General features: G+C 70.8%; 22 protein-coding genes. 12 read left to right on the plus strand and 10 right to left on the minus strand.

Going from position 1 to position 20,447, the window contains the following annotated elements:
• Window positions 1-3: 3 nt before the first annotated feature.
• Window positions 4-465, minus strand: coding sequence for a ribonuclease HI (rnhA, locus tag BLT28_RS07640; RefSeq protein ID WP_172806505.1), 462 nt, complete (start codon window positions 463-465; stop codon window positions 4-6).
• A gap of 103 nt (window positions 466-568) precedes the next feature.
• Here rnhA and BLT28_RS07645 point away from each other — a divergent pair, with 103 nt between their 5' ends.
• On the plus strand, window positions 569-1,015 hold the full coding sequence (locus tag BLT28_RS07645; RefSeq protein ID WP_156051787.1) for a hypothetical protein: 447 nt from the start codon (window positions 569-571) through the stop codon (window positions 1,013-1,015).
• 1 nt (window position 1,016) lies between these two features.
• On the opposite strand, the gene BLT28_RS07650 is transcribed toward BLT28_RS07645, so the two are convergent.
• Both BLT28_RS07650 and BLT28_RS07655 read right to left on the minus strand, forming a co-directional pair.
• Window positions 1,017-1,736 carry a hypothetical protein gene (locus BLT28_RS07650; protein ID WP_030433366.1) on the minus strand — a complete coding sequence of 240 codons (720 nt, stop codon included), beginning with the start codon at window positions 1,734-1,736 and terminating at the stop codon, window positions 1,017-1,019.
• A gap of 145 nt (window positions 1,737-1,881) precedes the next feature.
• Window positions 1,882-2,766: a universal stress protein gene (locus BLT28_RS07655; RefSeq protein ID WP_030433365.1), complete on the minus strand. Its 885-nt coding sequence runs from the start codon at window positions 2,764-2,766 to the stop codon at window positions 1,882-1,884.
• Between the two features lie 51 nt (window positions 2,767-2,817).
• On the opposite strand from BLT28_RS07655, the gene BLT28_RS07660 reads away from it, so the two are divergent.
• The gene (locus tag BLT28_RS07660) at window positions 2,818-3,522 is read left to right on the plus strand and encodes a hypothetical protein (protein WP_030433364.1); all 705 of its coding nucleotides are present in this window, start codon (window positions 2,818-2,820) and stop codon (window positions 3,520-3,522) included.
• A 140-nt stretch (window positions 3,523-3,662) separates the two neighbouring features.
• Window positions 3,663-4,445, plus strand: coding sequence for an isocitrate lyase/PEP mutase family protein (locus BLT28_RS07665; RefSeq protein ID WP_030433363.1), 783 nt, complete (start codon window positions 3,663-3,665; stop codon window positions 4,443-4,445).
• Here BLT28_RS07665 and BLT28_RS07670 read toward each other — a convergent pair.
• Window positions 4,442-5,053: a universal stress protein gene (locus BLT28_RS07670; protein WP_083383689.1), complete on the minus strand. Its 612-nt coding sequence runs from the start codon at window positions 5,051-5,053 to the stop codon at window positions 4,442-4,444. The genes BLT28_RS07665 and BLT28_RS07670 overlap by 4 nt on opposite strands.
• A gap of 162 nt (window positions 5,054-5,215) precedes the next feature.
• On the opposite strand from BLT28_RS07670, the gene BLT28_RS07675 reads away from it, so the two are divergent.
• On the plus strand, window positions 5,216-5,698 hold the full coding sequence (locus BLT28_RS07675) for a pyridoxamine 5'-phosphate oxidase family protein (RefSeq protein WP_197683993.1): 483 nt from the start codon (window positions 5,216-5,218) through the stop codon (window positions 5,696-5,698).
• Here the strand turns inward: BLT28_RS07675 and BLT28_RS07680 are convergent.
• Complete coding sequence (locus BLT28_RS07680) at window positions 5,633-6,631, minus strand: Acg family FMN-binding oxidoreductase (RefSeq protein ID WP_030433360.1); 999 nt, start codon at window positions 6,629-6,631, stop codon at window positions 5,633-5,635. The two genes, BLT28_RS07675 and BLT28_RS07680, sit on opposite strands and share 66 nt — an antisense overlap.
• A 186-nt stretch (window positions 6,632-6,817) precedes the next feature.
• Between BLT28_RS07680 and BLT28_RS07685 the strand changes: the two genes are divergently transcribed.
• On the plus strand, window positions 6,818-8,518 hold the full coding sequence (locus BLT28_RS07685; protein ID WP_030433359.1) for a sensor histidine kinase: 1,701 nt from the start codon (window positions 6,818-6,820) through the stop codon (window positions 8,516-8,518).
• A 3-nt stretch (window positions 8,519-8,521) separates the two neighbouring features.
• Here the strand turns inward: BLT28_RS07685 and BLT28_RS07690 are convergent, their stop codons facing one another.
• Window positions 8,522-9,169 (minus strand): response regulator transcription factor, encoded by a 648-nt coding sequence (locus tag BLT28_RS07690; RefSeq protein ID WP_030433358.1) that lies wholly within the window; start codon window positions 9,167-9,169, stop codon window positions 8,522-8,524.
• A gap of 76 nt (window positions 9,170-9,245) precedes the next feature.
• On the opposite strand from BLT28_RS07690, the gene BLT28_RS39930 reads away from it, so the two are divergent.
• The gene (locus BLT28_RS39930; RefSeq protein ID WP_157376057.1) at window positions 9,246-9,395 is read left to right on the plus strand and encodes a hypothetical protein; all 150 of its coding nucleotides are present in this window, start codon (window positions 9,246-9,248) and stop codon (window positions 9,393-9,395) included.
• On the opposite strand, the gene BLT28_RS07695 is transcribed toward BLT28_RS39930, so the two are convergent.
• On the minus strand, window positions 9,392-10,276 hold the full coding sequence (locus BLT28_RS07695; RefSeq protein WP_083383690.1) for a universal stress protein: 885 nt from the start codon (window positions 10,274-10,276) through the stop codon (window positions 9,392-9,394). The two genes, BLT28_RS39930 and BLT28_RS07695, sit on opposite strands and share 4 nt — an antisense overlap.
• Window positions 10,277-10,419: 143 nt before the next feature.
• A complete protein-coding gene (locus BLT28_RS07700) occupies window positions 10,420-10,950 on the minus strand; it encodes an AMIN-like domain-containing (lipo)protein (RefSeq protein ID WP_052408166.1) in 531 nt (176 codons plus the stop codon).
• 218 nt (window positions 10,951-11,168) lie between these two features.
• Between BLT28_RS07700 and BLT28_RS07705 the strand changes: the two genes are divergently transcribed.
• The 5 genes from BLT28_RS07705 (at window position 11,169) to BLT28_RS07725 (ending at window position 16,527) form a co-directional block, all read left to right on the plus strand.
• Complete coding sequence (locus tag BLT28_RS07705) at window positions 11,169-13,520, plus strand: phosphoketolase family protein (RefSeq protein ID WP_030433355.1); 2,352 nt, start codon at window positions 11,169-11,171, stop codon at window positions 13,518-13,520.
• A gap of 11 nt (window positions 13,521-13,531) precedes the next feature.
• Entirely contained in the window at window positions 13,532-14,008 is a 477-nt protein-coding gene (locus tag BLT28_RS07710; RefSeq protein ID WP_030433354.1) for a universal stress protein, read from the plus strand.
• Between the two features lie 12 nt (window positions 14,009-14,020).
• Complete coding sequence (locus BLT28_RS07715) at window positions 14,021-14,791, plus strand: nitroreductase family protein (protein WP_030433353.1); 771 nt, start codon at window positions 14,021-14,023, stop codon at window positions 14,789-14,791.
• On the plus strand, window positions 14,788-15,666 hold the full coding sequence (locus BLT28_RS07720) for a universal stress protein (RefSeq protein ID WP_083383691.1): 879 nt from the start codon (window positions 14,788-14,790) through the stop codon (window positions 15,664-15,666). The genes BLT28_RS07715 and BLT28_RS07720 overlap by 4 nt, the downstream gene beginning before the upstream one ends.
• Before the next feature lie 270 nt (window positions 15,667-15,936).
• Entirely contained in the window at window positions 15,937-16,527 is a 591-nt protein-coding gene (locus BLT28_RS07725) for a response regulator transcription factor (protein WP_052408247.1), read from the plus strand.
• Here BLT28_RS07725 and BLT28_RS07730 read toward each other — a convergent pair.
• Both BLT28_RS07730 and BLT28_RS07735 read right to left on the minus strand, forming a co-directional pair.
• Window positions 16,511-18,790, minus strand: coding sequence for a PEP/pyruvate-binding domain-containing protein (locus BLT28_RS07730; RefSeq protein WP_043814328.1), 2,280 nt, complete (start codon window positions 18,788-18,790; stop codon window positions 16,511-16,513). The two genes, BLT28_RS07725 and BLT28_RS07730, sit on opposite strands and share 17 nt — an antisense overlap.
• Window positions 18,783-19,238 carry an allene oxide cyclase barrel-like domain-containing protein gene (locus BLT28_RS07735; RefSeq protein WP_052408246.1) on the minus strand — a complete coding sequence of 152 codons (456 nt, stop codon included), beginning with the start codon at window positions 19,236-19,238 and terminating at the stop codon, window positions 18,783-18,785. The genes BLT28_RS07730 and BLT28_RS07735 overlap by 8 nt, the downstream gene beginning before the upstream one ends.
• A gap of 290 nt (window positions 19,239-19,528) precedes the next feature.
• Here BLT28_RS07735 and BLT28_RS07740 point away from each other — a divergent pair, with 290 nt between their 5' ends.
• Window positions 19,529-20,443: an alpha/beta fold hydrolase gene (locus BLT28_RS07740; RefSeq protein WP_052408245.1), complete on the plus strand. Its 915-nt coding sequence runs from the start codon at window positions 19,529-19,531 to the stop codon at window positions 20,441-20,443.
• The last annotated feature ends 4 nt before the right edge of the window (window positions 20,444-20,447 follow it).

The following is a 20,447-nucleotide window of genomic DNA, read 5'->3' on the forward strand; positions in this document are numbered from 1 at the left end:
ACCTCATCCGGTGTGCAGGCCACGCGCCTCGGAAACGCCCAGCACCGCCAGGCGGTCCGCCCGGTCGTTCTCCGGGTGCCCGGAGTGTCCCTTCACCCAGTGCCACTCGACCTCGTGCCGGGCCACCGCCGCGTCGAGTTCCCGCCACAGGTCCGCGTTCTTGACCGGCTCGCGGGAACTCGTCATCCACCCGTTGCGCTTCCACTTGGGCAACCACGACAGGATGCCGTTGCGCACGTACGTGCTGTCCGTGTAGATGCGCACGGTCGAGCGCCTCTTCAAGGCTTCCAGCGCTTTGATGGGGGCGGTGAGTTCCATGCGGTTGTTCGTGGTCGGGCCGGCGTCGCCGCCGTGCAGCTCCCGCTCGTGCTCGCCGTAGCGCAACACGGCACCCCAGCCGCCCGGGCCCGGGTTCCCACTGCACGCGCCGTCGGTGTAGATCTCCACGATCTGGTCTGGCTGCACGTTCTCCGCCGTCCGTCCGCCTCCGGGGCAGCCAAGCCTAGGCGGGGGTTCGCGCGCGTGCCGCTCGGGACCGGTCCCCGGTGTGTTCGCGCAGGATGCGCAGGTGGAAGGGCTCGGTGAACTCCTCAGCACGCACCCGGTCGACAACCGGCGCCACCTCACTACAGGCGTGGTGATCATCGCCGGGGCGCTGCTGTCCGCCGGGCTGGGGTTCGCCCTTGCCGGGCTTGGTGTTCCGCTGGCGCTGGTGCCGCTGTCCCGGGTGGTGCGCGGTGGCCTGCGCGAGCGCTTCGACGTCCACGAGGACGGGATCGTCCACCACACCCGCGGTGGCCGCCGCAGCTGGACGTGGTGCGAGGTCGCTTCGCTGCGCGTCCGGTGGAACCCGCGTCGGCGCAGGCTGTCCCGGTGCGTCGTCCGGTTCTCCGACGGCAGCCGCGTGGTGATCCACCGGACCGCGGTCGACGGCCCGCTCCTCGCGGGCACGCTGCTGGCCCAACGGCCCGATGCCACCGCTCCGGCAGAACCGAAGTGGTGGCACCGCTCGTGAGCTATCCCTTGCGCCGGGCGGTGAAGAAGGTCGTGACGCACATGACGCCCAACGTGAACGCCACGATCGAGCCGACGGACATCAACGCCAGCGTTCCATCGCCGTAGTCCGGGTCGTCGGCGACCAGGTGCACGAACATCGCAACAACGGTGCCGAGCAGCACGAGCCCCACGAGCAGCCAGCCGACGCCGAACCGGCGCCAGCGCTGCTCACTGTGCGGCTGCGGCCCAGCGGACGGACACCGTTGCCGCACAGTGCGTTCCAACAGCTCGAAATCCTCGGTGAGACCGTCGAAGCGAATCCGGGCACCGTCGTCGAAGCGGACCACGCAGCGGTGGTTGGTACCGAACAGCCTCGTGGCGCTCGTGTCACGAGGGGCGTGGTGGGAGTCGATGCTGACCACCTGCTCCCACCGCCAGCGCTGGGAGCCGTGTGCGATGCCGTGCTCGTAGACCTCGAAGACCTCGTTCAAGCCACCGCGAAGCGCCTTCACGAGAAGCCAGATTCCCCCGACCACGCCGACGATGGCGGCGCCCATGGCAAAACCGATGGTGCGGTCGATGGCGCTGGAGTTGCCCGCCCAGCGGCGGGGGCCGTCGGTCACCAGCACGGTGGCCAGCACCGTGGCGGCGACTCCGATGCCGAGGCTGAGGATTCCGAGGGCGAGGATGCGCCCGTTCGCCACCGCGTGCCTGCTGCGGAAGGCACCGAGGTCAGTCACCGGAGATCACCTTTCCTCCCTGTTCTGAGCCGAAGAGCTTCGCGCGGTCGGGGCGACGCCGACTCCGAGCAACGCGAGGGCACTGATCCAGCGGAGAGTCATGCGGCGCAACGTAGCAACGGCGTTCGGGAGGGCTCCCGATGCGCTAGTCCTCGACCCGCACCACGGCGAGCGTGCACGGCGCGTGGTAGAGCACCGCGTGGCTGACCGACCCGAGGAACGCGCGGCGCAGTGTCCCGCGACCGTGGCTGCCCACCACGAGCAGCGCGGCGTCCCTCGCCTCCTCCAAGAGCGCGTGCGCCGGTCCCTCAAAGGACACAACGCGTTCGACGCGGACATCCGGATGCGCGCGGCGCGGCTCTTCAAGGCACCGCTCGATCATGTCCTCCGCTTGGGAGCGGACCTGTCGCCAGTCGTAGTCCCACACGCGCACGGGCGCGAGCGCGTCGACCGGCAGGTCCGACCATGCGTGCACCGCGATCAGGTCGCCACCGCGGCGGTCTGCGAACTCGAACGCGAACTCGATGGCCTTGATGCTCGAAGGTGATCCGTCCACGCCGACGACGACGCGCCCGCCATCGGTGAGTCCGTCGCGGACCACGACGATCGGGCGCGTGGAGGTCTTCACGAGGTGCGCGGTCGTCGACCCGAGCAACGCGCGGGCCAACCCCGTGCGGCCGGACGGGCCGAGCACGACCAGCTCCGCGTCCGCGCCCACCTGGCTGAGCACTTCCGTGGGATGCCCGAAGCTCAACGACGTCTCTATGTCCACGTCCGGACACATGCGCTCGCACTCCGCCACAAGGGCTGACAGTTCGGACTCGGCGTGCGCGCGCACCGCGTCCTCGCCGACGATCTCGGGCAGGGGAGTCGTGATGGGGATGTACACGAGCTGGGGGGTCGGCTCCCGCAGGACGTGCACGATCAGCAATGCGCAGCCGCGGCTGGACGCTTCCCTTGTCGCCCAGAGGACGGCGCGCCGGGCTCGCGCCGAGTCGTCGAAGCCGACGACGACCGCTCGACTGGCCATGTCCTCGAATACCCGGGCGCGGCGCCGGACATGCCGCTATCGTCCGCCGCCATGAAGACGAGCATCGCCGTCGCCTTGCTGCTGAGCGTCGTGCCAGGACCAGCGGCGGAGACCTACGACGAGTTCTCCATGATGTACAACAAGTCCGCCGGGCTCGTCGTGGACAGCGCGGGCAACCCCGCCAGCCAGTGGGCGTGGCGGCCGGAGGGCTCCGGGAAGTCCGTGATCAGGTGGGACGCGCCGTCGAACTGGAACCGGCCGGGCGACGGGCTGGAACACTTCGTCCGCGACGGCGACTGGCTCTACCTGGACGTCTACGAGAACCAGTCGACCGGCACCTACAACCCGCAGCGCGTGACCTCCGAGCAGGTCGGCGACGGCGACTGCGCCAACCTCCGTCCGCTGCCCAGCCGCAACGGCCGGCAGCACTATGCACAGTGGACGATCCCCGCCCACGCGTACTGCCTGATCGCCGAGGGAACCATCACCACGCCGCAGGGCGTCGTCCGGTTCCGGCACCGCCAGGTGTGGTCACCGCCGACGACCTGCCAGACGCGGTTCCACGGCGCAGTGCGCTGCGTTCGGCAGACCGAGAGCTGGTGGGACGACAACGGGCATCCCTTCCAGCTGCGGATCGAGCGATCGCAGCATCTCGGGAAGGGGTTGGGGATGGGGTTGGCCATCCATTCCACGGTTGGTGGCGGGAAGCCGATTGATTGGCGGGCGGATTTGCGGAACGTGTGGACTTGGACCTAGGGGTTTGGCTGTGGGGCTTCCGGGTCGCGCCGGTGCCAGTGTGGGCCGGCTCGACCTGAGCCCCTTGCGCGTGCCCTGTCACACTTCGGTGCGCTGCTTCGTCTTCGTGGTGACAGTCGATCACGAAGCAGAGGAGCACCCTGGTGGATGCCGTCGAACTGGCCACGACCCTGCGCGAGCTGCACCACGCGGACGAGCCGTTGCTGCTGCCGAACGTCTGGGACGCGGCGAGCGCGAAAGCCGCCGAGCGGGCGGGGTTCCCGGCTCTGGCGACGACGAGCATGTCGGTGGCGCTGACGCTGGGCTACGCCGACCACGAGGCGGCACCCGCCGACGAGATGTTCGCGGCGGTGGGCAGGATCGCCCGCGCGGTGTCGGTGCCGGTGACGGCGGACATCGAAGCGGGCTACGGGCTGGCGCCCGAGGAGGTGGTGGACCGGCTGCTCTCCGCGGGCGCGGTCGGGTGCAACCTGGAGGACACCGACCACGGCGGCGTGGGACTGGTCGAGCCGGCGAAGCAGGCGGATCGGCTGGCAGCGGTGCGAGCGGCCGCGGACGCGGCGGGGGTGCCGATCGTGATCAACGCGAGGGCGGACTCCTTCGTGCCGAGCCACGAGGTCGAGGACCGGCTCGGTGACGCGCTGAACCGCGGCCGCGCCTACCTCGACGCCGGGGCGGACGCGGTGTACCCGATCTTCGCCGCGGCCGAGTCGGACATCAGCGCATTGGTCACGGGGCTGGAGGCGCCGGTGAACATCGCCTACATCCCGGCGGGTCTGCCGCTGCCCGCCACTCCGGGCCTCGCCGGCCTGGCGAACCTCGGCGTGCGCCGGGTGAGCTTCGGCGGTGGCCTGCACGCTGCCACGGAGCAGGCGCTGCACCGCGTGCTCACCGCCATCCGGCAGGGCGAAAACCCCTACTAGCGCTGGCGAACGACGAGCACCGGACAGGGCGCGTGGTGCAGCGCGAACCGCGTCACCGTGCCGCAGCGGGCGGCGTCGCCCCGCGCCACGACCAGGATGTCGGAGTCCGTCGCACGGAACACCGCGTCGAGGGCGTTGCCGTCGGAACGCGTGTGCACCCGCAGCGCTGAGCCGTACACCTTGGCGATCCTGTTCGCGGCGCGGAGCACAGCGGTGTCCTGGTTGCCGCCGTTGATGATGGCGGTGACCAGGCCCTGATGCCCGGCGATGGCGTGCCAGCGGCCCCGTACCACGAGGGTGTCGCAGCGCGCGGAGCCCGCGACGGGCAGGACCAGGGCGCCGAGGCCGAACGCGCGGTGCTGATCACCGCGGCAGCCCAGGACGAGCAACCGGGAGCCGGTGCTCGCCGCGAGCAGACCGGGGAGGGGATTGGGGTCCTGCCGGCTCACGATGCGCAGGTCGGCGTCGGTCCTCGACGCGTGCCGGGCTGCCCAGGTCAGCGCCATGTCGCTCCAGTAGGAGCCGTCGATTCCCACCACGACCCGGGCACAGGGGCGCCGGGTACCGGTGCGGGGCTCGGGGACGCGGACAACGGCGGTGGCGGGCATGAAGGCCTCCGATGATCGGGTCGCCCGTACAGCCCAGCGCGCGGGCTGCAGGGCGAACAAGAGGCGAAAGTCCCTGACGGGCGGGACACGCGACCCAGGATCGACCGCCGCGCGCTGTCTACTGTGGAGTAGCCAACCGTGCGGCGACACCAGGAGACGAACGTGAAACTGGAGATCCTGGGGGCGGGGGAGTGCTTTCGACTGCTCGGTACGGCCGAACTCGGCCGGATCGCCTACACCGACGAGGCCCTGCCCGCGGTGGTGCCAGTGAACTTCGTGCTGCACAACAGGTGCATCGTGTTCCGGACCGGGGAAGGCGGGAAGCTGACGGCGGCGGTGCGCAACGCCGTTGTCGCCTTCGAGGCCGATGACTTCGACGCGCGCGCCCGGACGGGCTGGAGCGTGACCGCGGTCGGCTACGCCAGGGTGGTGCGGGGCTCGGTGGAACGAGCTGAGCTGGCGGGACTGGGGCTGCGACCGTGGGCCCCGGGCAAGCAGGGCGACTTCGTCGTGATCGTGCCCGAGATCCTGCAGGGCCGCCGAATCCCGGACCCGGGCCGCCCGGCCGTGAACGGGCACTCAGGGAATCCGCTGAGGCAGGAGCAGTTCGGTGACCGGTCGCCTTGGCGTCGCGGGGACGGGTGAGCCGAAACCGAGGCGCAGCACGGCTTGCGGCGTGAGCGTGGTGCCCAGGGCGTGGCGCAGTTCGGACCGGACTCGGGGCACCTCGATCGGCTGGGACAGGAACGACGCGGACAGCCCGAGGACGGTCGCGGTCAGCAACAGCCGCTGAAGCGCCTGGCCTGCCTGCATCTCGGCGAGATCGCCTTCGTGGAAGGAGCACAGCACCACCACCAGCGGCTCGGACTCGAAGTCCTTGCCCGTCGTCCGCTCGGCACCCTTGCCCGAGGTGAAGTCCCGCAGCACCCACTCGTCCTGGGGTTCGGGCCGCGGTCCGGCCGAGCGGAGTGGCACGCCGTCCTGCCTGCCGTCGACGCTCCCGGTCCAGGCGGCGAACTCGGTGAGGAAAGCCGGATCGTCCAGTTGTGCGCGGTGGGCCTGGACGACCAGCCTGCGGAGCGTGGCGCGGTCCTCCTTCGTGGACAGCACGTGCAGCCAAGCGCGTTCGGCCTCGGTGGCGCGCACGAGTTCCGCCGCGTGCCCTGAAGGGACCGCCACATCGGCGAACGGGCGCCGGTTGGTGCGGCGGGCCGGGATCGCGCGCAGCAGCCGGGCTCGCTGCGGCGAGGGCCGCGACCGGCCACCGTGGCGGACCACGGCCAGCGGTCCGCTGCCCGCCCCCGTGGGGACCAGTGTCGTCAAAGGACGGACGCCCGCTTCTTCCAAGGCGATGCGGAGGTTGAACAGGGCGGCGCCGCAGGCCAGGCGCAGTTCCCGGTCGCCAGGGTCGGTGGCGGGCAGCCTGCGCCCGGGGTCGGCGTGCAGTTCGACGCGGTCGCGCAGCACCGCGAAGCGCCAAGGCTGGCTGTTGTGCACCGAAGGGGCGAGCGACGCCAGCCGCAGCGCCTCGCCGATCTCCGCCGCAGTCAGCCCCAACGCCGACCTGACCTCGTCCATACCAAGCACCTCCTTGTACCGCTGGTCGATGGTTCCGGTTCAACGATGTGCTTGGGCCGTATGGGGCGACCATGGACGAAAGTCCTCTGATACCAGGGAAGTACTCCATCTGAGACAGGAATTGGCGACCCCGGCCAGGACGTGCCAGTCTGGGCACGGCAGTAAGTGATCATCAGAGGAGCGAGCATGTCCCGCGCAGGCGACCCACCGCCACCGACCGCCGGTCTCGCCGGTCTGCGGTTGGACGAGTTGCTGAGCGAGGTCCAGGACCGGCTGGTCGAGATCGTCAAGACGCGCGACCGGTTACAGGGTCTGCTGGACGCGGTGCTGGCGGTCGGCACCGGGCTGGAGCTGGACTCCACGTTGCAGCGGATCGTGCAGGCGGCGGTGGACCTCGTGGACGCGCGGTACGGCGCGTTGGGTGTGCTCGGCAAGCGCGAGGGTTTGTCGGAGTTCGTCTACGTGGGCATCAGTGCCGAGCAGCGGGCGAAGATGGGCCATCTGCCGGAGGGCCGTGGTCTGCTGGGGTTGTTGATCGAACATCCGAAGGTGATCCGTTTGCCGGAGTTGGGCAAGCACCCGGCTTCGGTGGGGTTCCCGCCGAACCATCCTCCGATGAACAGCTTTCTGGGCGCTCCGGTGCGGGTGCGGGATGAGATCTTCGGCAATCTCTACATGACCGAGAAGCAGGGCGCCGCGGAGTTCACCGCGGAGGACGAGGTGGTGCTCCAGGCGTTGGCCGCGGCGGCGGGTGTGGCGATCGAGAACGCCCGTTTGTTCGAGCAGAGCCGGATGCGGCAGCGTTGGTTGGAGGCGTCTTCGGAGATCCGGGCGGAGTTGCTGTCCGGGGCCTCCACCGACGACGCGTTGCGGTTGGTGGCGCAGCGCGCGGCCGAGCTGTCCCAGGCCGACGGCGTGCTGATGCTGCTGGCCGACGGCGCCCAGTTGACGGTGCGCACCTGTGCGGGCGAGCGCAGCGCGGTGCTGCTGGGATCCAGCCTCGCGACAACCGCGGCTCCGATCGAGGAGGTCTACCGCTCCGGCGGGACCAGCCTGGTGCCCGACCTCGCGGCCGTGCTCGAGGCCGACCTCGGTGGGCACGCGGAGCTGCTGGGCCCGGCACTGGCGGTGCCGCTGCGAACGGCGGCAGGGGTCAGCGGGGTGCTGCTCGCGCTTCGCGACAAGGGGAGCGTGCAGTTCGAACCGGAGCAGGTGCCGGTGCTGGCGTCCTTCGCCGACCAGGCGGCGCTGGCGTTGGAGGCGGCGGAGACGCAGCGGGCGCAGCGGTTGCTGGATGTGCTGGCCGACCGGGACCGGATCGCGCGGGACATGCACGACCACGTGATCCAGCGGCTGTACTCCTCCGGGATGAGCCTTCAGGGCACACTGCGGCTGGTCAGCCAGCCGGAGGCGCGGGCGCGCATCCAGAAGGTGGTGCACCAGCTGGACGAGACCGTGCGCGATATCCGCACGTCGATCTTCGACCTGCACACCGCGGGTGAGGAGAAAGCGGACAGCCTGCGCAGGCGGCTGCTCGACACGGCGGCGGAAGCGGCGGAGGGCTCGGGACTGACGCCGTCGGTGCGGATGGCGGGGGCGGTGGACACGCTGGTGCCGCCGGAGATCGCCGAGCACGCCGAGGCGGTGGTCCGCGAGGGCGTCAGCAACGCTGTGCGGCACGCCAGGGCCTCGGCGATCACGGTGACCGCAGAGGCCACCGAGGACTTCGTGATCGAGGTCGTCGACGACGGGGTCGGGGTGCCGGACGGCGTGGCGCGCAGCGGCCTGGCCAACCTCGAACAGCGCGCCCGGACGTGCGGCGGGACGGCGACCATCGCGGTGCAGCCCGGCGGTGGCACGCGGCTGACGTGGCGGGTTCCGCTGTAGCCGTCAGCGTCCCTGCTGCTTGTTGCGCAGTTCGGTGGCGAGCACGGCGACCTGGGTGCGGCGGGACATGCCGAGCTTGGCCAGCAGGTGCGAGACGTAGTTCTTGATCGTCTTCTCGGCCAGGAACATGCGCGCGGCGATCTCCCGGTTGGTCAGGCCCTCTCCGATGAGTTCCAGGACGGTGCGCTCCTGGTCGGAGAGCTCGCGCAACGGGTCGACGGTCTCCTGCTCGCGGCGGATGCGGTTGAGCAGCGCGGTGGTGGCGCGGGCGTCCAGCAGCGACTGGCCGGAGGCGACCGTGGAGATGGCGGTGACCAGGTCGGTGCCGAGGACCTGTTTGAGGACGTAGCCGGAAGCTCCGGCCATGATCGCGTTGAACAGGGCTTCGTCGTCGCCGAAAGAGGTCAGCATCAGGCAGTTCAGTTCGGGCAGCCGCGAGCGCAGCTCCCGGCAGAGCTGGATGCCGTCACCGTCGGGCAGCCGGACGTCGAGCACGGCCACGTCCGGCGCGCAGGCCGGGACCCTGGCCAGCGCTTCGGCCACCGACGCGGCCTCGCCGACGACCTCGAAGCCGGGTTCGGTTTCCAGCAGGTCGGCGATGCCGCGCCGGACGATCTCGTGGTCGTCGACGAGAAACACCTTCGTGGTCATGCCAGAACGGTACCCATGGGGGCAACGGTCCAGTCAGGGTCGAAAGTCCCTGTGCCCGGGCGGTCCCTTGTGGACAGTGCTCTGGCGCGCGCTCGCCGTTCCGCCGGCGTTGCCCGCCGGGCTGTGCGGGCTCTGCTACGGGCTCGTGCAGCCGGCCGCGTGGATGGCCCAGCGCAGGGCGTGGACGCTGAATTCGGATCCGTCGACCCCGACGATGATGGGTTAGGCGAAGGGGGTGACGGCGACGGGGCAGGTTGCGCGGGTGATGAGGCGTTCTGCCAGGGGTTCGATGCCGCGGCGCAGGGCGCTGCGGTGGGTGCGCCCGAGCACCAGCAGCCGGGCACCGGCTGCGGCGCGGGCGAGGGCGGTGGTGGGTGGGCCGTGGAAGACCGCGCGGCGGACGGGGGTGCTGGGGTTGGCGTGGTGCCAGTGTTCCAGTACTCGTTGCAGGTAGCCGTATTCCGGTGGTAGGGGGCTGAGCTGGACTTCCAGGGTGCGTTCGTCGATGTAGGAGTCGATGTCGTTGGTGGTGGTGGCGTGCACGGCGGCCAGTGGCCAGTCGTGGGCGCGCGCGGTGGCGAAGCCGAACCGCAGCACGGCAGCGGCGGCGGCAGACGGTGCGACACCGAGCACCACGTGCCCGGCGAAGGGCTGTTCCTCCGGTGTGGTGGTGTGCGGGGGGACGACGATGACCGCGCTGGGGGCTTGGTTGAGGACGCGGCTCGCGGTGGAGCCCAGCCATCTGGCGGTGAGCCGGTGGGTGCTGCGTGCTCCCACCACGAGGATGTCGGCGGGCGTGACTTGTTCGGCGAGTGCTGCTCCTGGGGGTCCTTCGACCAGTTCTGCCTGGACGTGGTGTGTGGGCAGGGTCGCGACGGCGCGCTCCCATGCGGTGGCCGCGATCCGCTGGGCGGCGGTGGTGGGCCGGGCGCCGATCGAGACGATGGGCATGATCGTCCCGGAGGGCGCGGTGGCTTCCCGGGGGGCCTGCCAGCAGTGGCGGATCTCCAGCGGTGCGTGCCGGACCCGTGCCTCCTCGACAGCGAACGCCAGTGCTCGCCAGCCGGGTTCGGTGCCGTCGACTCCGACGACGACTCGGACAGCCATGACGGCCTCCCTGGGCGGATGTCCTTGCTACCGCTTCGATCCTTCGCGTACCCGCTCGGTGCGGACAGGGGCGAAAGACCCGCCACGACCAGGACGTGAGCACCCTGAGCGGCGAACTCGACGGCGGATCGGTTCGGGCCGCTTCAGTGCGCCAGGTCGACGATGACTCGGGTGGGATCGGAGAAAACGGAGATACCCACGGCGGCGCGTCGCGACAGCCCGATCCCGAAGCTGAGGTCGGCCTCGAAGTCCCCGGCCTCGGCGACCTCCTGGACGACGGGCAGCCGCGGAGTGAGCCGCCGGGGCCCGTCGTAGCGCAGCACCCGGGCCGGATCGGTCACTTGGAACGAGTTGTCCATCGTCGCCCCGTTCATGGTGAGCAAGAGGAAAGCCGTGCCCTGCAAGGGGATCGGAGCAGCTGAACCGTCGCGGGTGACCTGGTCGACGTAGGCGTGGTGATGGCTGGGCGGCCTGCCGTGGAACTCGAACACCACCCGGTCGTAACCGCGGTGGGAGCCGACCCGGACCGCGGACAGCACCGCCGCGCCTGCCGGTGCGGGGGCCGCGGTCGATGCGCTCGGAGCAGCCGGGGCCGGAGCGGTCGGCACCTGCTGGGTGCAACCGAGCGCGGCCGACAAGATCACGCCGACGTACACGAGCTTTCCGCAGCGCATGGGGCCTCCCCACCTCGAACCGGCTCAAGTGCAGCACTGCCCGGCGTGAACCCGCCAGTGCCATCGGTCACGCCCGTCCTCGTGCGCCCGATCTGTGGCGCGCTTGGGACGTCCTGCGCGCGGCACGGGTCTTTGGTCCCTGCTCGCGCGGCGTTGTGAACGGCACGGTTGGAGGAGTGAACACCGGGACTCGGAAGGGACACGACGTGGCCGACGTGATGACGGTCGAGGAGAGCGTGGGAACGCTCGCGGACAGCGAGCTGGACCGGCTCAACACCTACTGGCGCGCGGCCAACTACCTCTCGGTCGGCCAGATCTACCTGATGGACAACCCCCTGCTGACCGAGCCGCTGCGGGCCGAGCACGTGAAGCCGCGGCTGCTCGGGCACTGGGGCACCACCCCGGGGCTGAACTTCGTGCTGGCCCACCTCAACCGCGTGATCATCGAGCGGGACCAGCCGATGCTCTACGTGCTCGGCCCCGGTCACGGTGGCCCGGCGGCGCTGGCCACCGCGTGGCTGGACCGGACCTACTCCGAGGTCTACCCGCAGGTCTCCCGCGACGCCGAGGGCATGCGCGAGCTGTTCCGCCAGTTCTCCTTCCCGGGCGGGGTGCCCAGCCACGTCGCTCCGGAGACGCCCGGCTCCGTCCACGAGGGCGGCGAGCTGGGGTACGCGCTGGCGCACGCCTACGGGGCGGCCTTCGACAACCCGGACCTGGTCGTGGCGTGCGTGATCGGCGACGGCGAGGCGGAGACCGGTCCGCTCGCGGCCAGCTGGCACTCGAACAAGTTCGTCGACCCCGCCCGCGACGGTGCCGTGCTGCCGATCCTGCACCTCAACGGCTACAAGATCGCGAACCCGGCCGTGCTCGCCCGCATCGGCGACGACGAGCTGCGCTCGATGCTGGTCGGGTTCGGCCACAGGCCGTACTTCGTCTCCGGCGACGACCCCGACACCATGCACAACGACATGGCGGCGGTGATGGACCGGGCGCTGGAGGACATCGCCGAGATCAAGGCGACCTGCCCGGACCGCCCGCGGTGGCCGATGATCGTGCTGCGCAGCCCCAAGGGCTGGACCGGCCCGAAGGTCGTCGACGGCAAGCCCGTCGAGGGCACGTGGCGCTCCCACCAGGTCCCGCTCGGCGACGTGCGTGACCACCCGGAGCGCATCGCGGAGCTGGAGCGCTGGCTGCGGTCCTACAGGCCGGAGGAGCTCTTCGACGCGGCTGGTGTCCCGGTGCCGGTGGTCGATTCGCTCGTGCCGGTAGGAGAACGCAGGCTGTCGGCGACCCCGTACGCCAACGGTGGGCTGTTGCGCACCGACCTGAGGCTGCCGGACTTCCGCGACTTCGCCGTGCACGTGCCCTCGCCCGGGGCGACCGCGGCCGAGGCCACCCGCGTGCTCGGCGCCTGGCTGCGCGAGGTCATGCGCGCCAACCCGGGCGACTTCCGGCTCTTCGGTCCGGACGAGACCGCGTCGAACCGGCTGGACCAGGTCTTCGAGGTCACCGACCGGGCGTGGTCGGCGCAGCGCCTGCCCGACGACGACCACCTGGACCGGGCGGGCCGGGTCATGGAGGTGCTGTCGGAGCACCTGTGCCAGGGCTGGCTGGAGGGCTACCTGCTCACCGGGCGGCACGGGCTGTTCAGCTGCTACGAGGCGTTCATCCACATCGTCGACGCGATGCTCAACCAGCACGCGAAGTGGCTCAAGGTCACCAGGACCATCCCGTGGCGGCGGCCGATCTCCTCGCTGAACTACCTGCTGACCTCGCACGTGTGGCGGCAGGACCACAACGGTTTCAGCCACCAGGACCCCGGTTTCCTCGACCACGTGGTCAACAAGAAAGCCGAGGTGGTCCGCGTCTACCTGCCGCCGGACGCCAACACCCTGCTGTCCGTTGCCGACCACTGCCTGCGCTCCAAGGACTACGTGAACGTCGTCGTCGCGGGCAAGCAACCCGCGCCCACCTGGCTGTCCATGCCGGAGGCGATCGCGCACTGCACCCGTGGCATCGGTCTGTTCGACTTCGCCTGCAACGACGAGGGGCGCGAACCCGACGTGGTGCTGGCCTGCGCCGGTGACACGCCGACCCTGGAAACCCTCGCGGCGGCGAAGATCCTGCGCGCCGAGCTGCCCGAGCTCGCGGTGCGCGTGGTCAACGTGGTCGACCTGATGCGGCTCCAGCCCCCGTCGGAGCACCCGCACGGCATGCCCGACAGCGAGTTCGACGCGCTGTTCACAGTGGACAGGCCCGTGGTCTTCGCCTTCCACGGCTACCCGTGGCTGATCCACCGCCTCGCCTACCGCCGCAACGGTCACGCCAACCTGCACGTGCGCGGTTACAAGGAGGAAGGCACCACCACGACGCCGTTCGACATGGTGATGCTCAACGACCTGGACCGCTACCACCTGGTGATGGACGTGATCGACCGCGTCCCCGGTCTGGCCGTGCGCGCCGCGCACCTGCGCCAGCGCATGGTGAACGAGCGGCTGCGCTGCCGCGCGTACACCCGCGAGCACGGCGTGGACCCCGCGCACATCACCGAGTGGACCTGGAACTGAGGGAGGAACCCATGAGCAGCAACGAGATCGTCGTCGGAGTCGACGAGAGCGAAGCGGGCCGTGCGGCGCTGGTCTGGGCGATGGAGGAAGCCGTGCTGCGAGGCGCCACGGTGACCGCGGTCAACGTGTGGAGCCACGAACCGTTGTCGGACTTCGCCTTCACCACGACCGACGCCGTGCGCGAGGCGTCCGAGAAGCTGCTCGACGACGCCGTCGCCGCGGCACGCGAGAAGGTGACCACCGCAGTCGGCGTGCAGCACGTCAGCGTGTCCGGGTCGCCGACAACGCGGTTGCTCGAAGCCGCCGAGAACGCGGCTCTGCTGGTGGTCGGCTCGCACCGAGGCGGTCTGGTGCGCGAGGTCATGCTCGGTTCGTGCAGTGCGGCCTGCGTCCGCCACGCCACGGTGCCGGTCGTGGTCATCCCGCCGCCCAACCGCGTCCACCGTCGGCACGTCGAGACCGAGCAACCGATCGTTCCAACCTACTAAGGGGATTCCGCCATGGGTTCGTGGACTCGCGACGAGGCCAGGACGCTGATCGACGCCGTGGGGCTCGCCCCGTCGGTGCACAACATCCAGCCGTGGTCGTTGCAGCTGAGCGATCACCACGCGCTGCTGTTCGAGCGCCGCGACAGCGCGCTGCCGGGCCGCGATCGGCTGCTCGCCTGCGGCGCCGCGCTGGCGAACCTGGAGTTGGCGGTGCGCTTCCTCGGCAGGCGAACGGAGACGTCCCTGCTGGGCGACCCGCTGTTGCCGGACTGGATCGCCGCGGTGACGGCGGGCGATCCAGAACCGCCGAGCAGAGTCGAGCGCGCGCGGTTCGCCGCGATCCCGCGCCGCCGGTCCTACCGCCTGCCGTTCGCTCCGAACAGCGTGAGCGACGAGGAGATCCAGCTGATCGCCGAGGCGGCGAGCAGCGTTGTCGGCGTCAAGCGCATCTCCGTGCCACGCCGACCGGGCAGCCGAGCGGCCGGGGACGGCATCGATCGCGAAACCGTCCTGGTGCTCTACACCGAGGACGACAGCAGGCGGGAACACCTGCTCGCCGGGGTCGCGCTGCAACGCGCCTGGCTGGAGGCGACCGCCCTGGGCCTGGCCGCCTCCGTGGTCACGCAACCCCTTCACGTGGCCGAGGTGCGCGACGGGGTGACTGCCTGGCTCGACGTGCCCGGCCATCCGCACGCGCTGCTGCGCCTGGGAATGCCGATCAGCCTCATTCCCGGAGCACCCCGCAAGTCCGCCCACGCGTTCGTCCTGGAGGGACGGTCATGACCAAGCCGATCATCGTGGGGGTTGACGGTTCGACCTCTGCCCACCACGCCGTGCTCTGGGCGGCCCGTGAGGCCGCGTCGCGGAAGGCGCCGCTGCACCTCGTGCACGCGTGTCTGGAGATCAGCACCTACACCCCGACCCCGCTGCCGCGCAGCTTCTCCGAGGCGCTGCGTGAGCAGGGCAGCGACTACCTCGTGGCGGCCGCGGAGCGCGCCAGGGAGATCGCACCGGGCATCGAGGTGGCCACGCAGCTGGTCGTCGGCACCGCCGCGGAGACGTTGACCACCTTGTCCGAGCAGGCTCAGCTGGTCGTGCTCGGCTCCCGCGGGCTCGGCGGGTTCACCGCGCTGGTCGTGGGTTCGGTCGCCCTCGCGCTGGCCGCTCACGCGCGCTGCCCGGTCGTGGTCGTCCGGGGGGCAACCGGGAACTGCGAGCCGTCGCGCGAGGGCTGCGTGGTGGCGGGTGTTGATGCGTCGCCGGCCAGCGACGCTGTGCTGGAGTTCGCTTTCGACCAGGCGTCCCGGGGCGGTGCCGAGCTGGTTGTGGTGCACACCTGGAACGACCACGTCGCCGAGAGCGCGTGGGCGATGGCGCCCTATGTGGCACTCGACTGGGAAGCCATCGAGGCCGAGGCGTACCTGCTGCTGGCCGAACGGTTGGCGGGCTGGCAGGAGAAGTACCCCGACGTCGTGGTGCGGCGCGTGGTCACCAAGGAGTCCGCGACGCGCGCCCTGATGAGGGAGGCGGCCGCCGCGCGATTGCTCGTGGTCGGCTCGCGTGGCCGGGGTGGCCTGTGCGGGATGCTGCTCGGCTCCACCAGCCAGGCCCTCCTGCACCACGCGCCCTGCCCGGTCGCCGTCGTCCGAGCCGTCTGACCTCGCCCCGTCCCGCCGACCCCAAGGTTCTCGATGGAAATTGAATTAAAGTTCGCTAAAAACCGACTTTGATTCTTGTTTTGCGTTGCCCCGGATGCTGACAGAACCGCTTCCTTTGCGGTATCAAATAGCTCGTGAATATCTGGGGATGTGCCGTGGACCAGCAAGTCCCTTGAACGGGTGACGCCTGTTCAGAGGGGCGTCCCACCTGCGTTGGAGCGACTGAGTCAGTCGGACCCACCCGCCTGGGGCGGGGGAGCTGGGGGAATTGTGGTTCAGGAAGTTCGCATCAGGCTGTGCAAGTTCAGCCCGATAATCGAGTACGGGCTCGGGAAGCTGCTGGGGTCGGTTCCCGGGTTCCAGGTGATCGCCGATCGCGGCGTCACCCGCCCGGGGCACGTCGACATCGTGTGCGCGGCCTCGGCCGACGCGGGGACGGTGGTGCGGCTGTCCTCGCGGGCGCGAGTGCTGGTGATGACCGATTCGTCCGACGCCGAGGAGGCGCAACGCTACTTCCTCGCGGGCGCGCTGGGCTGCGTGAGCGCGTCGGCGCCGCTGCGGACAGTGGTGGAGGCGGTCCAGCGGGTGGCGCGGGGCCAGCGGTTCCTCGCTCCCGACTTCGGTGTGCCCACACCGGTCGGGCCGGTCGGCAACGAGGAGCTGTCGCCGAGGGAGACCGAAGTGCTCTCCCACATCGCCAACGGCAGGACCCATGACCAGATCGCCAGGACGATGGGCATCAGCAGGCACACCGTGGACACCTACGTGAAGCGGGTGCGCAAGAAGCTCAGCCTCGGCAACAAGGCGGAGCTGACCCGCGCGGCGATCTCCACGCAGCTGGCGCTCAGCCGAGCACGCTGACCGTTCCGCGCAGCCCGTCGACGCGGACGCGGTCGCCGGTGGCCAGCCGGGCGGTGGCGGTGCCGCAGCCGACCACCGCCGGGATGCCCAGTTCCCGCGCCACGATCACGGCGTGGGACAGCGGCGCGCCGATGTCGGTGACGACGGCGGCGGCGCGGGGGAACAGCGGGGTCCAGCCGATGTTGGTGGAGACCGCGACCAGGACCTCCCCGGGCAGCAAGGACTCCGCTTCCTCCACTGTGGACACCACGCGGGCGGTTCCCTCGACGACGCCCCCCACACCGGGGAACCCGGTGATCGCGCCGTCACCGGGTTCCTCCGCGCGGCCGAGCGCCGCCGGGTCGAAGCGGCCGCGGATCAGCGTCGGGTACTGCGGCAGTGCCCGGTACCGCCGGTGCGCCGCGCGCCTTCCCGGGATCTTCGCCACCGCCGAGCGGTCTCCGTCGAGCACGGCGACGATCTCCGGGAAGGTCAGGTTGAACACGTCCTCGCCGAGGCCGGTCAGCTCGCCCGCGCGGAGGGCGAAGACCCGGAACACCCAGAACCCGCGGACGAACTCCGACCGGGCGCGCTCCCGGGTGCGCGCGGCCTTGGCGAGCCGGTCCAGCCGCCGGCGGATCAGCTTCGCCCCGAGCGGACGGCGCGCGCGGAGCCTGCACCACGCCGCGTCCCGCGCCTGCGCCCGCCGCCGCAACAGGGCTTCGGGGTCGCCGAGCCCGGCGAGCTGCCGATCAAGCCACTCCGGGTCCTCGGCGGGCCGCGGCGCGGAGACCTCGAACTCGTCGGGGCAGCGGTGGCCCCACGCCCACAGGAAGCTCTCGCGGTCGACCTCGCCGCGCCGCAGCCGGGCCAGTCCGAGCAACGGCCCAAGGCTCTCCAACGCGCCGTCGGCCTCGTCGTGCAGGCCGGTCATGAGCGCGGCCGTGTCGGCCTCTCCCACCCAGCGGCGCAGCACCGCCGCGACCCCGTCCGGGCTGGCCTGCCGCGCCCCGGCTTCGAGCGTCCGGCACGTCCCGGTCAGCAGCTCCTCGACGTCCGAGCGCCACAACGCGGCGAGCGCGCGCGGATCGTCGGTTTCGCCGATCCGCCGGTGGAGCTCCTTGCAGCGCTTGGGGTTCTCCGAGAGGATCCGGCCGAGCCGCCAGTAGTAGGACAGCGCCTGCCTGCCCATCCACATGGCCATGGTGGCGGCCGCGCGCACCGCTGTCGCCCGCGACATCGGGACGCGGGGGATCTCCACGCCGGCGCCGATCCGCCCGAAAACGCGTTCGCTGCGCCTGAGCGCGATCCGTCCGAGCCCGAGCGCGCTCGCCAGGCTCAGCGGCAGGCTGAGGTTGAGGTAGAACCGGCCGCCGATGTTGCCCGTCATCGGGTGCCCGGCGATCTCCGGCATCGTCAGCTCGCGCGCCAGCGACCACGTCGCCGGGGTCATCACGCTCGGGATCGCCTCGCCGACGTTGGTGCTGGTCCAGAGGTAGTCACCGCGGTGGCTGTCGTCGGCCTGCTCGTCGAGCCCGGTGACCGGACGCGCCTGCACGAGCCAGAACGTCCCGTCGTGGCAAGCCCATTCGACGTCCATCGGCGTGTCGTGGACCTCCGCCACCCGCTCGCCGAGGTGGGCGAGTTCCACGATCTCGTCCTCGGTGAGCACCGGATCGGGGACCGTGTCCACCACCTGCCCGGTGCTTCGCGCGACGACGTGGATGTCGGGCGTGACCTCGCCGCCGACGAGGGCGTCGCCGAGCCCGCGCGCGGCGTTGATCACCAGCTCGTCGTGGTTGCCGGTCAACGGGTTGACGGTGAACAGCACTCCGGCGGACTCGGCGGGCACGAGCCGCTGCACCACCACCGCCATCTCCACCGAGGAGATGCCGTTGCGAGCGCGGTAGGCGATGGCGCGGTCGGTCCACAGCGACGCCCAGCACCGTTCGATCGCCTCCAGCACAGCTTCCTCGCCGACGACGCCGAGGAAGCTGTCGTACTGGCCGGCGAAGGACAAGCCGGGCAGGTCCTCCGCCGTGGCCGACGACCGCACCGCGACTGGGCCGTCCAATTCGGACAGTGCACTTCGGACGGCCGTCGCGACGTCCTCCGGCATCTCCCGCGTGGTGGTGAACCTCCGGTGGGCGTGGGTGGTGACGTGGAACCCCGGAGGCACCGGGAAGCCCGCGCGGGCGAGCTTCGCCAGCGAGAGCCCCTTCCCGCCGACCGTGGCCAGATCCGTTGCCACGTCGAGCGGAAGGACGAGTTCCCCGTCAGCCATGCCGTCCATTGAACAGGGTGATCAGGTAGGTCTCGTCCGGAGTCTGGATGTCCGTCGCCACCAGCTCGCCGCTCGCGTCCCGGTAGCGCCCGGTGCCGCCGGTGATCGCCATCCGGAGCGGGGTGGTCCCGCGCACCCAGAGGGCCTGCGCGGTGATCTGCCCCTCCGGCAGGCGCAGCGAGAGCACGCAGTTCGTGGTGGCGGTCGTTCCGGTGACGTGGGTGACCTGGCAGGTGCCCCCGTCGTCGCCGACCACTCGGCCGTCGCGGGAGAGGGTGTCGGAGTAGACGTAGGAGTCGCCGACCGACAGGCCGGGAGGTCCCGTGTCGACGGCGGCGAACTGGTCGTTGCCGACCTTGATCACCATCTCCGTCACGCCCGCCGCGGGCGTGGCGGCCAGTGCCGTCCCGGCCAGTGCGATCGCCGCCACCCAGATCCGTGTGCGCATCCCCGCTCCTCCTGCGTCGTGGGTGGCATGATCGTCATACCTCCACCTTGGTTGAGGTCAAGGGTCGGGCGCGGAGTATATGCGGCGGTTAATCCCGTGTCAGCACGCACATTTGGGGATGCGGGTCCAGGAGGGTGAAGTACGGCATTCCTTCACTCGTTCAGCCTGATGGACTCTTTGTGGTTCACCCCGGCCGTGCCAATGTGGGTCGCCGATCGTGTTCCGCCGACCGGGAGTGACAGCGCCGATGTTTCGTGTTTCGACCGTCGTCCCCCTCGGGTAGGCCGCGAGTGCCGGGCTCCCGAAAAGAAGTCATTCCGGATTACGATTTCACATCGCGGTGGTTCCAGCACGCCACCGCCCGGCAGCACTACCTGGACGAGGGCGCGGGCCCGCCGGTGCTGATGGTGCACGGCAACCCCAGCTGGAGCTTCCACTGGCGCCGCCTGGTCCGCGAGTTGCGCACCGACCACCGGTGCGTCGTGCCCGACCACGTCGGGATGGGGCTCTCCGACAGCCCGCCCGAGCGCGACTACGACTACACGCTGGCCTCGCGGGTGGACGACCTGGCCGCGCTCACCGACGAGCTGATCGAGAACGGCGACGCCCCGCCCACCGGCTGGACGCTGGTGGCCCACGACTGGGGCGGGCCGATCGGCCTGGCCTGGGCGGCGCGGTACCCGGAGCGGGTGGCGCGCCTGGTCCTGCTCAACACGGCGGCCTTCCCGAACCCGTTCCGGCGGTTCCCGCTGACCCTGCGGCTGCCGCTCTGGGCGATCAAGAACACCAGGCTGGCCGAGCACCTGTTCCTCCGGCACAACGTCTTCGCCAGGGGAGCCGCGCTGCTCGGCGTGACCCGCGGGATGCCGAAGCAGGTCAGGGCGGGGTACCTGCACCCGTACCGGACGCCGCGGGACCGGCTGGCCGTCCTGCGCTTCGTGCAGGACATCCCGCTGCGGCCCGGCGACCGGGCCTGGCCGGAGCTGTTGGCCGCCGAGTGCGGTGCGGCGCTGCTGGCCGACCGCCCGGCCTTCATCGGCTGGGGCGGGCGGGACCCCGTATTCCGTTCGGCGTTCCTCGATGAATGGCGCAGACGTTTCCCGCGTGCGGTGTACCGGGTCTACCCGAAGGCCGGTCACTACGTTCTCGAAGATCGCGCGACCGAACTGTTGCGGGAGATTCGCGAATTTCTTTCCGTTTCCTGACGGT

Source organism: Allokutzneria albata, from assembly GCF_900103775.1.
Classification (GTDB): Bacteria; Actinomycetota; Actinomycetes; order Mycobacteriales; family Pseudonocardiaceae; genus Allokutzneria; species Allokutzneria albata.